This is a genomic window from Vreelandella jeotgali Hwa, from assembly GCF_000334215.1.
Classification (GTDB): domain Bacteria; phylum Pseudomonadota; class Gammaproteobacteria; order Pseudomonadales; family Halomonadaceae; genus Vreelandella; species Vreelandella jeotgali.
In genome coordinates, this window is record NZ_AMQY01000011.1 from 233,150 (window position 1) to 250,400 (window position 17,251).

General features: G+C 65.1%; 14 protein-coding genes and 1 pseudogene. 9 read left to right on the plus strand and 6 right to left on the minus strand.

The genetic code is table 11. The features are described from left to right. Nucleotides 1-4: 4 nt before the first annotated feature. Both C793_RS0104345 and C793_RS0104350 read right to left on the minus strand, forming a co-directional pair. The gene (locus tag C793_RS0104345) at nucleotides 5-1,108 is read right to left on the minus strand and encodes a pyridoxal phosphate-dependent aminotransferase (protein ID WP_017429732.1); all 1,104 of its coding nucleotides are present in this window, start codon (nucleotides 1,106-1,108) and stop codon (nucleotides 5-7) included. 78 nt (nucleotides 1,109-1,186) lie between these two features. Next, entirely contained in the window at nucleotides 1,187-2,359 is a 1,173-nt protein-coding gene (locus tag C793_RS0104350) for a UbiH/UbiF/VisC/COQ6 family ubiquinone biosynthesis hydroxylase (RefSeq protein ID WP_017429733.1), read from the minus strand. Between the two features lie 183 nt (nucleotides 2,360-2,542). On the opposite strand from C793_RS0104350, the gene C793_RS0104355 reads away from it, so the two are divergent. From C793_RS0104355 to C793_RS0104375, 5 genes are all read left to right on the plus strand, one after another. Continuing rightward, nucleotides 2,543-3,409 carry an NAD-dependent protein deacetylase gene (locus tag C793_RS0104355; RefSeq protein WP_017429734.1) on the plus strand — a complete coding sequence of 289 codons (867 nt, stop codon included), beginning with the start codon at nucleotides 2,543-2,545 and terminating at the stop codon, nucleotides 3,407-3,409. Nucleotides 3,410-3,445: 36 nt separating this feature from the next. Continuing rightward, nucleotides 3,446-4,927: a protein adenylyltransferase SelO gene (locus C793_RS0104360; protein WP_017429735.1), complete on the plus strand. Its 1,482-nt coding sequence runs from the start codon at nucleotides 3,446-3,448 to the stop codon at nucleotides 4,925-4,927. 10 nt (nucleotides 4,928-4,937) lie between these two features. Then, entirely contained in the window at nucleotides 4,938-6,005 is a 1,068-nt protein-coding gene (gene dinB / locus C793_RS0104365) for a DNA polymerase IV (RefSeq protein WP_017429736.1), read from the plus strand. A 155-nt stretch (nucleotides 6,006-6,160) separates the two neighbouring features. Next, nucleotides 6,161-6,985, plus strand: coding sequence for an alpha/beta hydrolase (locus C793_RS13510; protein WP_017429737.1), 825 nt, complete (start codon nucleotides 6,161-6,163; stop codon nucleotides 6,983-6,985). Nucleotides 6,986-7,096: 111 nt separating this feature from the next. Then, nucleotides 7,097-7,351: a YkoF family thiamine/hydroxymethylpyrimidine-binding protein gene (locus tag C793_RS0104375; RefSeq protein ID WP_017429738.1), complete on the plus strand. Its 255-nt coding sequence runs from the start codon at nucleotides 7,097-7,099 to the stop codon at nucleotides 7,349-7,351. 29 nt (nucleotides 7,352-7,380) lie between these two features. Here C793_RS0104375 and C793_RS0104380 read toward each other — a convergent pair whose 3' ends face one another. Further along, nucleotides 7,381-8,307: a sensor domain-containing diguanylate cyclase gene (locus tag C793_RS0104380; RefSeq protein ID WP_017429739.1), complete on the minus strand. Its 927-nt coding sequence runs from the start codon at nucleotides 8,305-8,307 to the stop codon at nucleotides 7,381-7,383. Between the two features lie 424 nt (nucleotides 8,308-8,731). On the opposite strand from C793_RS0104380, the pseudogene C793_RS13515 reads away from it, so the two are divergent. The 4 genes and pseudogenes from C793_RS13515 (at nucleotide 8,732) to ubiT (ending at nucleotide 12,605) form a co-directional block, all read left to right on the plus strand. Then, nucleotides 8,732-9,828, plus strand: a pseudogene (locus tag C793_RS13515) (RNA-guided endonuclease InsQ/TnpB family protein). A gap of 150 nt (nucleotides 9,829-9,978) precedes the next feature. Next, complete coding sequence (locus tag C793_RS0104390) at nucleotides 9,979-10,371, plus strand: hypothetical protein (protein WP_017429740.1); 393 nt, start codon at nucleotides 9,979-9,981, stop codon at nucleotides 10,369-10,371. A gap of 313 nt (nucleotides 10,372-10,684) precedes the next feature. After that, nucleotides 10,685-12,070, plus strand: a complete 1,386-nt coding sequence (hemN, locus tag C793_RS0104395; protein ID WP_026106103.1) for an oxygen-independent coproporphyrinogen III oxidase — start codon at nucleotides 10,685-10,687, stop codon at nucleotides 12,068-12,070. 61 nt (nucleotides 12,071-12,131) lie between these two features. Further along, nucleotides 12,132-12,605, plus strand: a complete 474-nt coding sequence (gene ubiT / locus C793_RS0104400; protein WP_017429742.1) for a ubiquinone anaerobic biosynthesis accessory factor UbiT — start codon at nucleotides 12,132-12,134, stop codon at nucleotides 12,603-12,605. Here ubiT and C793_RS0104405 read toward each other — a convergent pair. The 3 genes from C793_RS0104405 to C793_RS0104415 all read right to left on the minus strand — a co-directional run bounded on the left by C793_RS0104405 (nucleotide 12,602) and on the right by C793_RS0104415 (nucleotide 17,132). After that, a complete protein-coding gene (locus C793_RS0104405) occupies nucleotides 12,602-13,543 on the minus strand; it encodes a U32 family peptidase (protein ID WP_017429743.1) in 942 nt (313 codons plus the stop codon). The two genes, ubiT and C793_RS0104405, sit on opposite strands and share 4 nt — an antisense overlap. A gap of 9 nt (nucleotides 13,544-13,552) precedes the next feature. After that, nucleotides 13,553-14,548, minus strand: a complete 996-nt coding sequence (gene ubiU, locus C793_RS0104410; RefSeq protein ID WP_017429744.1) for a ubiquinone anaerobic biosynthesis protein UbiU — start codon at nucleotides 14,546-14,548, stop codon at nucleotides 13,553-13,555. A gap of 82 nt (nucleotides 14,549-14,630) precedes the next feature. After that, on the minus strand, nucleotides 14,631-17,132 hold the full coding sequence (locus tag C793_RS0104415) for a penicillin-binding protein 1A (RefSeq protein ID WP_017429745.1): 2,502 nt from the start codon (nucleotides 17,130-17,132) through the stop codon (nucleotides 14,631-14,633). Nucleotides 17,133-17,251: the final 119 nt, after the last annotated feature.

The window sequence follows — 17,251 nt, forward strand, 5'->3', positions numbered from 1 at the left end:
GCCTTCAACGCCCGAGCGCGGCCTCCAGCGCCTCGATCCGGCCGGGGACGAGGGCGTCTTCCACCGCGGTAATGCGCAGCACATTGGCGATATCCGGGTGGCCGGGACGGGCGATCAGCTTGCCCTCGCCCAGCAGCGTCTGGTGGACCCGGCCGGCTGTGTCAGCGTCGGGCAGGCGCAAGGCGACAAAGTTGGTGGCGCTCGGCAGCACCTCGGCGCCCAGGCGTTCAAGATGGTCGGCCAGCCGTGCCCGGCGCGCCTTGACAGCGTCGATATGCGCTCGGGTTTCTTCCGGGGCGTCGAGTACCGTTTCCGCCATGGCCTGGGTCAGCGTTGACATCGCGTAGTGAATCCTCACTTTCATCATCACCTCGACCACGTCCGACTCGGCAACGGCATAGCCGACGCGCAGCCCGGCCAGCCCGTGCGCCTTGGACAGCGTGCGCAGGCGTACCACGCCGGGCAGCGCCCGTGACAGCGCGCCGTCTGCGGCGTCGTCACGAAAGTCGCCGTAGGCCTCGTCGAGCAGCAGCCAGCAGTCGTCGGGCAGGCGGTCGCGCAGCGCGGCGACGTCGGCGTCGGTATGCAGGTGCCCGCCGGGGTTGTCCGGATTGGCGAGATACACCAGACGCGAGCGCTCGCGGTGCGCGGCGTCCGACAGCGCCGCCAGGTCCGGGGCCAGCACGCCGGGCGCCTGATGATAGGCCACTTCCGCCACCTCGGCACCGTGGCCCCGGGCGAAGTAGCCAAACGTCGGGTAGGTGCCCGCCGTTGCCACAACGCTGCTGCCGGGCTCGACCAGGGCGCGCAGCGTCAGGGCGATCAGACTGTCAGCGCCGGCATCGACGATCAGGTTTTCAAGGTCGATACCCTGCTGCGCGGCCAGGCGCTGGCGTATGCCCAGCGCCTCGGCGTCGCCGTAGCCGTAGGCGTGGTCGGCGGCGGCATCGCCAAAGCGTTCGCGCAGGGCGCGATGGGGCATGTCCAACCCCTCGTTGGAGCCCAGGCGATGGGGAATGGCGTGGCCCAGCTTGCGCTCCAGCACCTTGATGCCGGGGAAAGGGTTGTGCGGGCCGTCGCCCGCCAGATGGTCGGGGAATGTTGGCATGGCGGCTCTCCAGCAGGAAAATGTCGGCAATGGCTCCCTGATACCAGATCACGCGGAAATCCGGCAACCCGGCGCGGGTCAGGGCCGGGAAAACGGATTCAGCCCGTTGGCCTGGCGCGACATCATGCGCTTGGCAGCGGGGAGCCGTTCGGCGGCGTGCAGGCCGCAGTCGCCCAGGCGGCGCAGCGGCGGGGCGCCGGTAAACAGATGATGAAAGCCGTCGGTCGCGGTGAGCATGGCCTGATTGGCCAGCCGCCGGCGGACTTCAAAGCGCCGCAGGAGACCGGGGGCGCCGGCATCCCGCCGAGCCAGAATCAACTCGGCGAGCGCGTCGGCGTCGTGCAGGCCGATGTTCAGCCCCTGGCCGGCCAGCGGATGCACCACATGGGCGGCATCGCCGATCAGCGCCAGGCGCTTGCCGATATAGCGCCTGGCGTGCTGGCGCTTGATGGGGAAGCTCGCGCGTCCGGTGACCCGCAACAGGTTGCCCAGCCGCGCGGGGAAGGCCGCCTCGATGGCGCGGGCCAGCGCCTCGTCGGAGAGCATTTCCCGGGTGCGGGTGGTCATGTCGCGGTCGTACCAGATCAGCGAGGCGTGGTGGCCGGGTAGCGGCAGCATGGCCAACGGGCCGGTGGGCGTGAAGCACTGCCAGCTGACATCCTGCTGGGGCAGTTCGGTTTCGACGTTGGTAATCAGCGCCCGCTGGCGATAATCGTAGGTGTTGACCTCGATGCCGGCGAGTTCGCGCAGGGTGGAGCGCGCCCCGTCGGCGCCGACCACCAGCGCGGCAGACAGCGTTTTGCCGTTGTCCAGCTCGAGTAGCCGGCTGTCCTGGCCCGCCAGGGTGGAGGTCGGGGCGCAGCGGGTATAGCAGGTAACGCCGGGCAGCTGTTCGAGCTGCTGCCAGAGGGCGTAGCGCAGCGCGCGGTTTTCCACAAAGCGGCCAAAATTGTCCAGGCCGCTGTCTTCCGCCGAAAAAACGCTATGGCCGCTGCCCGACTGGTTCCAGCCCTCGATGTGGCGGAATACGCAGCTGCGGTCCGGCGGAATGCGAGTGCCCCCGGCTTCGATAAACGCCAGCGAGCGCGCATTCAGCGACGAGATGCGCAAATCGAATTCGCCACGCGGGGCGTCCGGCTTGTCGCCGTATTCCACCAGCCCCACGTTGGCGCCGGCATGGCCCAGGCGCGCGGCCAGTGCAGCTCCCACCATGCCGCCGCCTACAATGATGACTTCATGATCGCGCTGCATGTTGCGTCCTCCATTGGGTAAACTGGCCATAGCATACAGCATCATCCCGCCGCCGAGGCTTGCAGAAAAGACGTCGAGAAGACGGTGGGTCAGCCTGATGTTCAAGGCAGGTAGGTGTTCAAGGCAGGTGTTCAAGGCAGGTATGAAAGGCAGGTATGAAAGGCAGGCGTTGAAGGAAAACTCATGGCAATCGCCTCGACAGCAGAATCCACGGCCCGCGCCGGCGATGCCCTGGCGGCCTTTATCCACCGTCAGCAGCGCCTCTGGATTATTACCGGCGCCGGCGTCAGCACCGACAGCGGGATTCCCGACTACCGCGATGCCAGCGGGGCGTGGAAGCGCTCACCGCCCGTGCAGCATGACGACTTCATGGCCTCCGAGGCGGTACGCCAGCGCTACTGGGCTCGGGCCCTGGCCGGTTTTGAAGCCATGCGCAGTGCCCGGGTCAGCGGCGCCCATAGGGCTCTGGCCGAACTCGAATCGCTGGGATATGTCGAACAGCTGGTGACGCAGAACGTGGACCGGCTGCACCAGCGTGCCGGGTCTCGCCGGGTCGTCGACCTGCACGGCCGCGCCGATACCGTCAGCTGCATGGCCTGCGGCTACAAGATGATGCGCCATGCGCTGCATGCCGACATGGCGCGCTGCAACCCTGCCTTCACCGGGCTGGAGGCCGGCCACGCGCCGGACGGCGATGCCGATCTGGAGCTGGATTTCAGCACCTTCAGGGTGCTGGACTGCCGGCGCTGCGGCGGCATTTTCAAACCCGACGTGGTGTACTACGGTGACGTCGTGCCGCGTGAGCGCCGCGAGGCGGCGCATGCGGGGCTGTTACGCGCCAACGCCGGACTGGCCGTGGGCACTTCGCTGATGGTGTTTTCCGGCTACCGATTTTTTCGCGAGGCCTACGCTCAGGGCATGCCGCTGGCGTCGCTGTCGCTGGGCGTAACGCGCGCCGACCCGCTGCTGGAGCAGCAGTGGTGCGCGCCGGTGACGCCGGTGCTCGAGCATGCGGTTCACCAGCTGCAGCAGACCAGCGGCGCGGCCTGACGCCCCTGCCGCGGTTCGTTTCCCGAGGAGACTCTCTTGTTTACGTTTCATCACCGCTACGCCGAGCTGCCCGCCATGCTTTGGGCGGACGGCGAGCCCACGCCGGTCGCCGCACCGGGGCTGATTGTGTTCAACACCGCCCTCGCCAGCGACCTGGGCATGGAAGCGCAGCCGGACGACGCCCGCATGGCGGGCTATTTCAGCGGCAATCAACCGCTGCCCGGTGCCCGGCCCATGGCGCTGGCCTACGCCGGCCACCAGTTCGGCAACTTCGTGCCCAAACTGGGTGACGGCCGTGCGCTGCTGCTGGGCGACGTGTTTGATCACCAGGGGCACCGCCGGGATATTCAGCTCAAGGGCAGCGGGCGCACGCCGTTTTCCCGGGGCGGCGATGGCCGCGCGCCGCTGGGGCCGGTGCTGCGCGAATATCTGGTCAGCGAAGCCATGGCGGCCCTGGGCATCCCGACGACCCGGGCGCTGGCGGCGGTCACTACCGGCGAGCGCGTGATGCGTATGCCCGCCGAGCCCGGCGCCGTCATCACACGCGTCGCGGCCAGCCATCTGCGTGTGGGCACCTTTCAGTTTGCCGCTGTGCGCGGCGACCATGAAGCGCTCAAGGCGCTGGTGGAGCATGCCATCGAGCGTCACTATCCCGAGCTTGCGCGCGAGGGCAATGACGAGGCCCCCAACGCCCGCTATCTGGCGTTTTTCGAGGCGGTCATGCACCGTCAGGCCTATCTGGTGGCCCGGTGGATGGGCGTGGGCTTTATCCACGGCGTCATGAATACCGACAACGTCAGCATTGCCGGCGAAACCCTGGACTACGGCCCCTGTGCCTTCATGGAGGCGTTTGCCTCGAATACGGTATTGAGCTCCATCGACGAAGGCGGGCGCTATGCCTTTGACCAGCAGCCGGCCATGGCCCGCTGGAACCTCGCGCGGCTGGCCGAGTGCCTGATGATGGTGATGGACGGCGACGAAAAGGCCCGGGTCGACGAGGCCACCGCCGCGCTGAGCCGTTTTGACGCTGTTTTCGCCCGGGAGCGCCGGAACGTCAGCGCGGACAAGCTCGGCCTTGAGGCCGCCAGCGAAGGCGCCACGCCGCTGATGGAAGCGCTCGAAGACGCCATGCAGCGTGGTCGGATGGACATGACCGCGACCTTTGCCGCGCTTTACCGGCTCGCCGTCGAGCCCGGTGACGAACGCCGGCGCGATCTTCTGGCGCTAAGCGAGGCGCCGCAGGCGCTGAGCGACTGGCTGGAACGCTGGCAGCACGCCCGAGTGACCGACCATGACGCCGAACGGCTGGCCGCCATGCGCCGGGCAAATCCGGTGATCATTCCGCGTAATCACCGCGTACACGAGGCCATTCACGCCGCCGAAGACGGCGATTTTCAGCCGTTTTATGCGCTGTTGAGCGCGGTGATTCAGCCCTTCGAGGATACGCCCGAGGCGCGGCGGCTGGGGACTCCCGCCACCGCCGACGAGCGCGTGCGGCGTACCTTCTGCGGCACCTGACGGCAGCGGTATGGCAGCTAGCGCGCCGCCGGAGCGCAAAATCATCCATTGTGACTGCGACTGTTTCTACGCCGCGGTCGAGATGCGCGATAATCCGGCGCTGGCCGATATTCCCGTGGCCGTGGGCGGCAGCATCGAGCGCCGGGGCGTGGTGGCCACCTGCAACTATCCGGCGCGGGAATATGGCATCCACTCGGCCATGCCCACCGCTCAGGCGCTCAAGCGCTGCCCGCACCTCCACCTGATTCGCAGCAACATGCCCAGGTACAAGGCCGTCGCCCGGGAGGTGTTTGCCATCTACCGCGACCTGACCCATCGCGTCGAGCCGCTGTCGCTGGATGAAGCCTATCTCGACGTGACCGGTGTGAGCGCCCACCAGGGCAGCGCGACCCGCATGGCCGAAGCGATACGTGCCCGAGTGTGGCGGGAAGTCGGCATCAGCGTCTCGGCGGGGGTCGCGCCCAACAAATTTCTGGCCAAGATTGCCAGCGACTGGCACAAGCCCGATGGGCTCTGCGTTATCCCGCCCGATGCGATCGAGGACTTTGTTCGTGCGCTGCCGGTGAACCGGATTCACGGCGTTGGCCCGCGCACCGCCGAAAGACTCGAAGCGCTGGGCATTACCACCTGCGCCGATGTTCGCGCCCGGCCGCTGACCGAGCTGGTGGAGTCCTTCGGCCGCTTTGGCCAGCGGCTCCACGAGCTGAGCCGAGGCCTCGACGATCGTCCGGTGACGGTGCACCGTGAGCGTAAATCGGTCAGTACCGAGCAAACCTACTCCCGGGATCTGCCCGGCCTTGAAGCCTGCCACGACGAGCTGCCGGCGCTGATCGACGACCTCCGGCGCCGCTACCTCCGGCTGGACCCGCCGCCCGGGGTGCGCGGGGCCGTGGTCAAGATCAAGTTCAACGACTTTACCCAGACCACCGTCGAGCACGCCGGCGCCGTGGTGGATGACGCACCTTTTGCTTCGCTGCTCGACGCCGGCTGGCAGCGCGGCCAGCGCCCGGTGCGGCTGCTGGGCGTGGGCTACCGTCTGGCCGAGCCGGCGCCGGCATCGCAGCTGGCATTGTTTTAATCCCGGGCAACGCTTTTCATCGGCAATCAAACAGTCGTATGATAATCTTGCCGCTGAGGCACAAGGCCTCTCCGGGCGGCTCCGCGCCCGGCCCTAGGCGGGCCGATCCTGATGCGGCCACAAGAGCCTGAACAACAAGACAACCGAGCCCTGCCATGACGCCACACACCGCCGACCGCCCACGGCTGGTATTTGCCCACGCCAACGGCTTTCCCGGGCTGAGCTATAAAAGCCTGCTGGCGCCGCTGGGCGATACCTTTGCCGTGCATACGCTGGAGTGCCTGGGGCATGATCCGGATTATCCCGTTGAGCACAACTGGAACGCGCTGGTCGAGGAGCTGCTGGACAGCCTGCCGCCACCCTCCGCCGGGCCGGTGCTGGGGGTTGGCCATTCGCTGGGCGGTATTCTGATGGCGATGGCGGCACGCCGGCAGCCCCAGCGCTTTCGCGGCGTGATCATGCTCGACTCGCCGTTGATGCTGGGGCCGGATGCGCTGGTGATGAAAGTGGCCAAGCGGTTGGGGCTGATGGACCGCATTACCCCGGCGGGCAAGACGTCACGGCGCCGCCGATACTGGCCCAGCCGCGAGGCGATGGCCGATTCGTTGAGGCACCGGTCGCTGTTTCGCCGCTTTACGCCCGAGGCGCTGGACGATTATGTGCAGGCGGGGTCACGCGACCGGGAGGATGGCCGGATAGCGCTGGCGTTTGATCCTGCTGTCGAGGCGCGGATTTTTCGTCATCTCCCCGATAACCTGTCGCGTTTACCCGGCAGGCTTGAGGTGCCTACAGTGGTGATTGCCGGCGAAGCCTCCGACCTGTTGACCGCGACGCGCATCCGCCGGCTTGAGCGCCGGGGGCTGACGGTGCTTGGCACGCCCGGCGCGCATATGTTTCCCATGGAGTGTCCCGAAGCGACCCGGGCCGCCATACGTCGCGCCTGGACGCTGATCCGCGACGCCGACGGCCGGGCGCCTTGATGGCGTCGGGCGGCCATACCCGGCTCGACGCTTGCTCTCATCGTTAGCCTTTTATTCCATCACTACGTTATCTCATCACCACTTTATCCCGTCATCACCCCGGAGGTGCTTATGTATCTTTCCATGCAGCTTAGCTATTATCCCCTCAAGGACGACTTCAAGCCGCCGGTCAGGGAGGTGGTCAAACGTCTCGAAGCCAGCGGGCTGGAAGTGTACCCCAACCGCATGAGTACCCAGGTGTTCGGGGAGTTTGATGCGGTCATGGATGCGCTGTCGGCGCTGATGAAATGGTCTTTCGAGACTTACGGCAAGGCCGCTTTTACGGTCAACTTTCTCGAAGGTGATCGGCGCCCGGTGAGCGGATAACCCGAGACGCCGGGCCGGGTTGGGCCGCGTCAGGATTCGGCCTGCACTACCTGGTTGCGGCCGTTGCGCTTGGCCTGGTACATGGCGTGATCGGTCCGTTCCAGCAGCCGCTCGGGTGAGCTGTCGTCAAAGTCGGCGACCCCGGCCGAGATGGTCATTGTCAGCTCTCGGGAAGTCAGCGGCGTATCCGCCACCAGCTGCCCCAGACGCTCTACCGCGTGGTGGGCGCTGGCCAGGCTGACTTCGGGCATGATGATCAGAAACTCTTCCCCACCCAGCCGCACCAGGTCGTCGGTGCGGCGCAGGTTTCGACCGACCAGCCGGGACATTTCCACCAGCACCTCGTCGCCGATGGAATGGCCGTGGGTATCGTTGACCGCCTTGAACGCATCCAGGTCGAACATGGCGATGCTCAGGATGTTGCCATAGCGACGCGAGCGGGTGATTTCCTCTTCCAGCCGCGTCAGGCCGGCGCGGCGATTGAGGATACCGGTCAGGGTATCGTGGCGGGCCATGTATTCCAGCCGCTCGTTGGCCTGGCGCAGCTGCTCTTCCAGGCGTTTGCGCACGCTGATATCGACGATGAACGTCATTTTTCGCGGCTGCCCGTCGTGGCCGATAATCCGGCTGGCCTCGGCAATGATGGTGCGTACCTGGCCGTTCTTGTGGCGAACTTCCCATTCCTGTTGCAACTCGCTGCCGTCGCCATCGGTAATAAAGGCGTCGTGCATGCTCGCCATCAGCTTCCGGTTGGCGTCGGGCACCACCAGGGTAAAGTGCTCGCCGAGCAGCTCGCTTTCGTTGTAGCCGTAAAACTCGCAGTAGGCCGGATTGACGAATTCGAAGAAGCCATTGGCATCGGTGATGCAGATGCCCAGCGGCGCGGCATTGAGGGCATCGGCCGTGGCAAGGGCCGGGTTTTCAAGCGATAATTCCGGGATAACAGGGTGTTTCATGGGCAAGCTCCGCCTACGCAAAATGACCGGGCAGGCGTATTGCCCTGCAGAACGGAACGGTGGGTACAAGGGTCCGTTTTGTACAATTATTGTACGCAGGGTAGCCCTGTTGTCCGGCCGCTGCAATGCCGTTCTATCGCTGGTGCCCAGGGTTCGATTGCGCCGGCTTGTATGGAATAACACACTGGCTCTATCGAATAGAGGCTTGTCGGCAGTGGTGCAGTAGATGCTGGCGTCAACGGCAGGGCCGGCGGTAGGCTGGCGCTGCTTTCATGCGATGGTAATCTCTGTGTTTTTACCGCATTCCTCATATTTTTACCCATCTGCGCGTAAAGCATCGCCCAATGCGGGCGGTGATAAAAGCGCGCACCGCCAACGCGGTGCCGGGGTTGAAGGTTCCATCATCACCTGATATTTATACAAAATGACGAAACGTGCCTACAAAGAACGGTTTTATCCGACGCCCGAACAAGCCGCCTTGCTGGCGCAATCGTTTGGCTGCGTGCGTTTTGTCTGGAACAACACGCTGGCGTATCGCACCGAAGCATATCAGGAGCGGAAAGAAAGCATCTCACATTCCGAAGCAGAGAAGCGACTGGTCGCCCTCAAAGCGGAATATCCGTGGCTGAAGGACGTGTCGAGTGTGATCCTGCAACAAACTCTGCGCGATCAAAAAGCCGCCTTCGACAACTTCTTCAATCCGACGCTCAAAGCGCGATATCCGCGCTTCAAGGCCAAGGATGGCCGGCAGTCCATCCGGCTGACCAAAGCCGCCTTCCGCTACCGGGACGGCGAGATCATTATCGCCAAATCGAAGGTGCCATTGCCGATCCGCTGGAGCCGGCCATTGCCTGGCGCTCCCTCCAGCGTCACCCTTTCACGCGACCGTGCAGGCCGCTACTTCATCAGTTGTCTGTGCGAGTTCACGCCCGAGCCGTTGCCGGCCACGTCCCGTACCGTGGGTATTGATCTGGGGCTGACCGATCTGTTCATCACCAGCCAGGGGCAGAAGTCGGGCAACCCGCGCTACCTCAAACGGTATGCCGCCAGGCTGGCCTATCTACAACGCCGACTAAGCAAGAAGCAGCGAGGCTCGAACAACCGCCACAAAATGCGCCGTCAGGTGGCGCGTCTGCACGCCAAAATCGCGGACTGCCGCCGCGATGCCATGCACAAGGCGACTCGAACGCTGGTCAACGAAACCAAGTGATCTGCGTCGAGACACTGAACATCACCGGCATGCTCAAGAACAAGACACTGGCCAGAGCCATCAGCGATGCCGGCTGGGGCGAGTTCCTGCGCCAGCTTGCCTACAAGGCCGACTGGGCCGGACGCCAGCTCATTCAGGTCAGCCAATGGCTGCCCAGCAGCAAGACGTGCCACCACTGCGGCCACAAGACCAAAAAGCTGCCGCTATCGCAGCGCCACTGGCACTGTAATGGCTGCGGCCAGGCCATTGACCGCGATATCAACGCGGCCAGGAATATCGAAACCGCCGGACTGGCGGGGGTAGCCTGTTGAGCGACTGGATCGGGGGCTGTGGCCTAATCGTCACGGTCCAGTGAAGGCGTGTTGAAGCAGGAAGGTTCTCGGGGTGACCCGGGAACCCTCGCCCAAAGCGCGGTGCGCGGCGGGCGGGGAGTGTCAGAGCAAGAGACAAAGGAGGCCGGCATGGCCGTTTCCAGCTTTAACGATCTTCTCGGCGAGGCGCGCAGCCAGGCGCGTTCCCAGCGGCTGCTGCTGGTGTTTGTCAAGGCCGAGCTGCCCGACTTCCCCGACGACGAGCAGCGCCGGCGCTTCGAGCAGGGTGAGGGCGGTGTGCTGGTGCCCACGGTCTGCGCGGACAAGACTCCCGACGAGCTCGACGATACCAACGCGCTGCTCAAGGAAGCCGAGCATACCGGTGCCGAGTGGGACCTGTTCTTCGTTGCCGGCATGGACGATGTCCACGGCGACGACGAGGTTCAAAACCAGCTGACCAAAATGACCGAGTCGCTGCAGATGGGCAATGTGGAGTCGTTCATTGCCTTCGACCGCCAGGGCGAAGCGGTCAGCCTGACGTAGTCTCTCGCCAGGCACGAGGGTGTCGCGCCAATACGACGAATGTTGATGTAAGTCACTCCGCGCGTCCCTCGGCTTACATAAAATGAGGCATTCGTCTTACGCGGCGTCGTCGGGTGTTGTTTGTGACCTCGCCCACTCCGCCAAGTGGATCGCTCCGGTATGGCAAAAACCGCCATACCGGACACGATGCAGGCGGCAAGCGCGTGGATGTCGCAAGTGCAAAGCCGGGTAGCCAGTAGAGCGCAAGTAGAAAATAGAGCGTAAAACGTAACGTACAGTGCAAAAAGCGCAAAGACAAAAGGGCCTTGAAGCTATGCAGGATGAGTTGTTGTTCGATCGCGCACTGGTGGAAAAATACGACCGCCCGGGGCCGCGCTATACCTCGTATCCCACCGCGCCGCAGTTTCACGCGGCCTTTGCCGAAGATGAATACCGCGCGGCGGCAGCGCGCAGCAACGGCGCGGCGGCGCCCAAGCCGCTGTCGGCCTATGTGCATATCCCCTTTTGCGAAAGCCTTTGCTATTACTGCGCGTGCAACAAGATCATTACCCGCAACCGCGAGCGGGCCGCCGAGTATCTGGACTGGCTCAAACACGAGATTCGTTTGCAGGGCGAGCTGTTTGACGATACCCGGCGCATGACCCAGCTGCACCTGGGAGGCGGCACGCCGACCTACCTGAGCAATGACCAGCTGGCCGAGCTGATGTCGGTGCTGGACGACGCCTTCCATTTTGCCGCGCCGGAAGAGCGCGAGTTTTCGCTGGAGGTCGACCCGCGCACCGTCACTCCCGAGCAGCTTTACGAGCTGCGCGCGCTGGGCTTCAACCGGCTGAGTTTCGGCGTTCAGGATTTCGATCCCGAGGTGCAGAAGGCGGTCAACCGCGAGCAGAGCGAAGAGCAGGTGGTCGGCCTGATGGAGGCCGCCCGGGACGCCGAGTATGAATCCATCAGCGTGGATTTGATTTACGGCCTGCCGCTACAGACGGTGGCCAGCTTTGATGCCACCCTGGACAAGATTCTGGCTCTGCGGCCGGGGCGTATTGCCACCTATAGCTACGCTCATTTGCCGTCGCTGTTCAAGGCCCAGCGGATGATCCGTAACGAGGACATGCCACCGCCGGAACGCAAGCTCGAACTGCTGGAGCTGATTATCCGGCGGCTGACCGCAGCGGGCTATGTCTACATCGGCATGGACCATTTTGCGCTGCCCGACGATGAGCTGGCGCTGGCCCGGGACAACGGCACCCTGCAGCGCAACTTCCAGGGCTATTCCACCCATGCCGACTGCGACCTGATCGGGCTGGGCGTGACCGCCATCGGCAAGATCGACGATACCTACAGTCAGAACGTCAAGGAAACCGCTCAGTACCAGCATCGGCTGGAAAGCGAGCGGCTGCCGGTGATGCGTGGCTATCGCCTGAGCGATGATGACTGCCTGCGCCGCGATGTAATTACCACGCTGATGTGCCACGGGCGGCTGGACTTCGCCGCGGTGGAAGCGGCTCACGGCATCGACTTCACGACGTATTTTGCCGATGCGCTGGAGGCGCTGGGCGAAATGCAGGCCGACGGTCTGGTGGAGGTAAGCCCGCATCGCCTGGACGTACGGCCCGCCGGCCAGCTGATGATGCGCAACCTGGCGATGGCCTTTGACGCCTACCTGAAGCCTGAGGAGGGGCGCTATTCGCGCACGGTTTAAGCCGGGGTCGCCGGTGACGTCCGGTGCCCGGATCATTATTGCCTTTTGACAAGGAGCCTGCATGTCTGCCCTGCCGTTTTCTCACGTGCTGCCCGCGCCGTCGCGCCTGATTGCCGTGGTTGACCCGCGTGTACCGCTGGCGGTAAAGCGCCGCGTCATCGAGCCGCTGCTCAACCGCACCTTTGCCGAGCCGCTGGCCGAGGGCGAATTTGATGCCCTGGAGGAGCGTCGGGTTACGCTGGACGTGGAGGATCTGGGTGTGCGCCTGACGCTCACGCTCGCTAACGAACGCTTTGCCCTGAGCGACGCAGCCGGAGAGGCCACAATTCGTGGCGGCTGGAGGGAGTTTCTGTGCCTGGCCACGCGCCGGGAGGACCCGGACGCGATGTTTTTCCAGCGCCGGCTGATGATCGAAGGCGACACCGAGTTGGGGTTGACGGTCAAAAACCTCCTCGACAGTCGCGAGGAGGGCTTGAGCCAGGGGCATCTGGGCGAGGTGCTGCGCAAGCTCGACGCCCTGGCGGCGCGGCGCTAGGCGCTGTCGCGGCGGGTATTGTCCATTCCCGGGCGGCCGTACCAGTAGCCGTCGCAAATCTCGGCGTCCACCAGCGTCAGCGGGTCCGGGGCGGCAAGCTCGCCGCGCCGGGCGGCGTCAAAGTCGGCGACGACGTCGGCCATGCCTTCCGCCCGCGGGCTTAAACGCGCCACGCTGGCGCCGGCGTCGGCGATTGACGCCATATCATGGCGCAAATCCTGGCAGGCGCCGGACAGCGTCTGGATGCCGTTCAGGGTAAAGACCTCTCCGGCTTCCCGGGAACGCAGCGCCATGCCTTCGGGGTGCTTCTGGCAGACAAAGCGGCAGCGGTCCTTGGTGTGCCGGTAGCGTCTGGCGGTAAAGCAGCGCGATGACCACGCCAGCGGCAGGTGGCCGTAGGCAAACACCTCGCAGGGTACTGCCACGCCCTGGGCTCGGCCGTCGTCCAGCAGATGCGCAAGGTCCGCGCCGGACATTTCCACCGGGGCGTTAAAGCGCTGCATGCCGGCTCGCTGTAGCACGCCGATGGCAGCGGTGTTGTACAGGTTCAGCGCGGCGCCGCCGACAAATGCCAACCCCGCGTTGGCACACCGCTGTACCGCGCTCTGGTCGTTGGCCTCCACGCGGAATTCGCCGTTGTCGCACAGCTTGCGCAGATCGCGCAGGTCGGCTTCGGATTCGATCAGCGTCTGGCTGGAGAGCACTACTTCCTTGCCGCTCTGGGCCAGCTCCCGGCCCAGCCCCAGCCAGTCGTCCAGCTTCATGTCCCGCCGGCGCGAACACACCGACTCGCCGAGATAGACGATATCCACCGGCCAGTCGGCGGCGTCGCGGTAAAACTGCGCATAGCGCTCGCGGGTCCAGTAGAACAGCACCGGCCCCAGCGCCAGCTGCAGTGATCGGACAGAGGGAGACCCCGCAGATGATGAATCGGCCATGATGATCTCCTATTTCCAGCGGCGCTCGTAGGCGCCCAGGGTGGTGGTAGAGCCTTCCGAGACGTCCCCGAGCCCGGCGATCCAGGCCGGATCGGGATGGAAGCGTTCCGGGTCGGCGTCCAGTCGGTCAATCGCCGAGCGCCAGATGCCGGCCACCTTCGAGACGTAGGCGGGGCTGCGCTGGCGGCCTTCGATCTTCACCGCGCTGATGCCCAGTTTGGCCAGCTCGGGGAGCAGCTCCAGGGTGTTCAGGCTGGTGGGTTCCTCGATGGCGTGGTAGGTCTCGCCTTCCACCTCGAAGCGGCCCTTGCACAGCGTCGGATAGCCGGCGTTTTCGCCCGCGGCGTAGCGGTCGATCAGCACGCCGTTAAGCCGTGACTCCAGCCCCGCATCGGTTTCTTCCCAGCGCACATGCGCCGCCGGCGAGCACACGCCCCGGGTGTTGGGCGATTCGCCGGTGAGGTACGACGATAGATAGCAGCGCCCCTCGGCCATGATGCACAGGCTGCCGAAAGCGAAGACTTCCAGCTCCACCGGCGACTGCCGGGCCAGGTCGCGGACCTGGGTGATCGACAGCACCCGGGGCAGCACCGCGCGCCTGATGCCGAACTGCTCGTGATAGAAGCGCAGGGCTTCATGGCTGGTGGCCGAGCCCTGAACGGAGAGATGGCGGGGCAGGTCGGGATAGCGTCGGGCAGCGTAGTCGAGAAGGCCCATATCGGCGAGGATCAGCGCGTCCACGCCCAGCGCCGCGGCGTCGTCGACCGCGCGGGTCCACATCTTCCAGCCGTCGGGCTGGGGGTAGGTGTTGATTGCACAAAACACGCGTCTGCCGTGCGCATGAGCATGGTCAATGCCTTCGCGCGCGCGTTTGTCGGTGAAGTTCAGCCCGGCAAACCCGCGGGCGTTGGTGGTGTTCTGGAAACCGAAATAAACGGCATCGGCACCTTCGTCTACGGCGCGCTTGAGCGCGGGCAGGTTGCCGGCCGGGCAGACAAGCTCCATGGGAAGCCTCCCGTCACAGGTGAAACGCTATCGTAAAGCGCCCACCGACGGGAGCGGTTGACATGGATCATGCTGTGCGTGTCTAGAAGATCGACTCGGCGGTGCCCGAGCCTTCCGCGCCGCTGGCTTCTTCCAGCTCGCGGCTGACCCGGCGCGGCTGGTAGTCCGGCAGGTGGTCGGCGTCGAACAGCTCGCTGATGCCGCCGGGCTGGCCATCGTGCAGGCGCAGACCGGTATCCGGGTCCACGCGCTTGCTGACTACGCCGTCGGGCTTGTCGGGCCAGACCTCGGGCGTGCCCTCAAGGGCGCCGCCCATGAAGTCCTTCCAGATCGGCAGGGCCGCCTGGGAGCCGTATTCGGCGATGGTCTGGTTGCTGTCCTTGCCCACCCAGACGGCGGTGGCGATATTGCCGTTGAAGCCGGCAAACCAGGCGTCCCGGAGGGCGTTGGTGCTGCCGGTCTTGCCCACGATATCGTTGCGATCCAGGGTCAGGGCAGCGCGTCCGGTGCCGCTTTCGATGACGCTGCGCAGCATGTCGCGGAGGATATAGACAGCTTCGGGATCGGCGATGCGCCGGGCAATGGCGTAGCTCTCGCCGTCAATTTCCACGCGCTCCTGGTCCTCGGCGCAGTCGCGGCAGGCCACTTCGGGCTCGGCGCGATAGACAGGGTCGGGATCGTCGGCATCGCCGCGCATGATGCGGTCGATGTACCAGGGCGACACCTTGAACCCGCCGTTGGCCAGAATCGCGTAGGCGTTGGTCATCTCCAGCGGCGTCAGGCTGGCGCTGCCCAGCGCCAGCGAGAGCCCGTGGGGCAGGTGGTCGGGGTTAAACCCGAAGCGTTCCAGGAAGTCGGCGGTATAGCCAATCCCCATGCTTTGCAGGATGCGGATGGTAACGAGGTTGCGCGAGTGCGCCAGCGCCGGGCGCAGGCGGGTGGGGCCGCCGAAGTCGCGGCTGGAATTGACCGGGCGCCACAGCGTGTCGCTGCCGTCGTTGACCACCACCGGCGCGTCGTTGACCACGCTGGCCGCGTTCATGTCGCCCTCGTTGAGCGCGGCCAGAAAAATGAACGGCTTGAAGATGGAGCCCGACTGACGCCGCGCCTGAATCGCGCGGTTGAACTTGCTGGCGTCAAAATCAAAGCCGCCCTGCAGCGCCAGGATGGCGCCGGTACGCGGATTCTGGGCCACCAGCGCCCCTTCGGCCTCGGGACGCTGGGAGATACGCCAGCCGTCGTCGTCGCCCCGGACGATGCGCACCAGGTCGCCGCGCTCGGCGATCTGTCCGGCGTTGCCCTTGCGGGTCCATTTCAGCGCGTTCCAGTCAAGGGTATGGAGCTTTTCATCGCCGGTCAGCACGCGCATTTCGCGGCCGCTGCTGGCTACCACAATGGCCGGCTCGAGCAGCCCGTATCGCGAGGTGCGCTTGAGGACCTGTACCCAGTTGCTGACGTCGCCTTCAATACCGTCCACTTCGGTCTGGCTGCGCTCGGCGGCCTGCCTGGCGGTCTGGCGGATTTCCGGCGATTCCGAAAGTTCTTCCTCAAGCCCTTCGGTGGCGGTATTTTCCTGCGCTTCCACCAGGCTGGCATCGATATCGCTTTGCTCTGGGCCGCGCCAGCCGTGGCGCTTGTCGTAGGCCAGCAGGCCGTCGGCCAGCGAGCGCCGGGCATAGGGCTGCAGCTCGCTGTCGATGGTGGTGTAGAGGTGGTAGCCGCCGGTGTAGGCGTCGTCGCCGAACTGCTCGACGGCATATTGCCGGGCCATTTCGGCGACGTAGTCGGCATCGACGTCGGTCTGGGTTTCGTGGCGCCTGGCGGTAATCGGCTTTTTTACCGCCTGCTGATAGGTATCCGGGGTGATAAAGCCCAGCTCGCGCATGCGGAACAGGATCCAGTTGCGCCGGATGAGCGAGCGCTCGGGGTTGGACAGCGGGTTGAAGGCCGACGGCGCCTTGGGCAGCCCGGCGAGCATGGCGGACTGCGCCAGCGTCAGCTCTTCCAGCGGCTGGTCGTAGTAGGTCTTGGCGGCCGCCGCGATGCCGTAGGCGCGATGGCCCAGAAAGATCTTGTTGACGTAAAGCGACAGAATGTCCTGCTTGCTCAGAACCTGCTCCATCTGCAGGGAGAGCAGAATTTCGCGGATTTTACGGGTAAAGGTCTGGTCCAGCGTCAGCAGGTAGTTGCGGGCGACCTGCATGGTAATGGTCGAGCCGCCGGACTGGATATCGCCGCCGCTGCGGGCCAGCTCCACGGCGGCGCGCAGCAGCCCGCGGGGGTCCACCCCGGGGTGCTCGAAGTAGTGCTGGTCTTCGGCGGCGATCAGCGCATTGACCAGCGGCTCGGGAATATCCGCATAGTCCACGGGTATCCGCCGCTCATCGCCGTACTCGCCGATCAGCTGGCCGTCGCGGGTGTAGATACGCAGCGGCGTATGCAGCTCGAAGTCTTCCAGCTGGCGCACATCGGGCAGGCCGGGCGCGAAATACAGCGCCGCGCCGACGGTGGCCAGCAGGGTTGCCCCCGCCAGAGCAACCAGCGTAAAGACCAGTGAAACGATGAATTTTCGCAAAAGCGTCATGAAAACAGGTTACCCGTGGATGGAATGAAGGAAACCGGCACTGCCGTTGTCCGCAGCGGCCATTATAAAAATCCCGGTCGTTTCCCGCCAGGCTTGATCCGGTGCAACGCAGAGCCCTG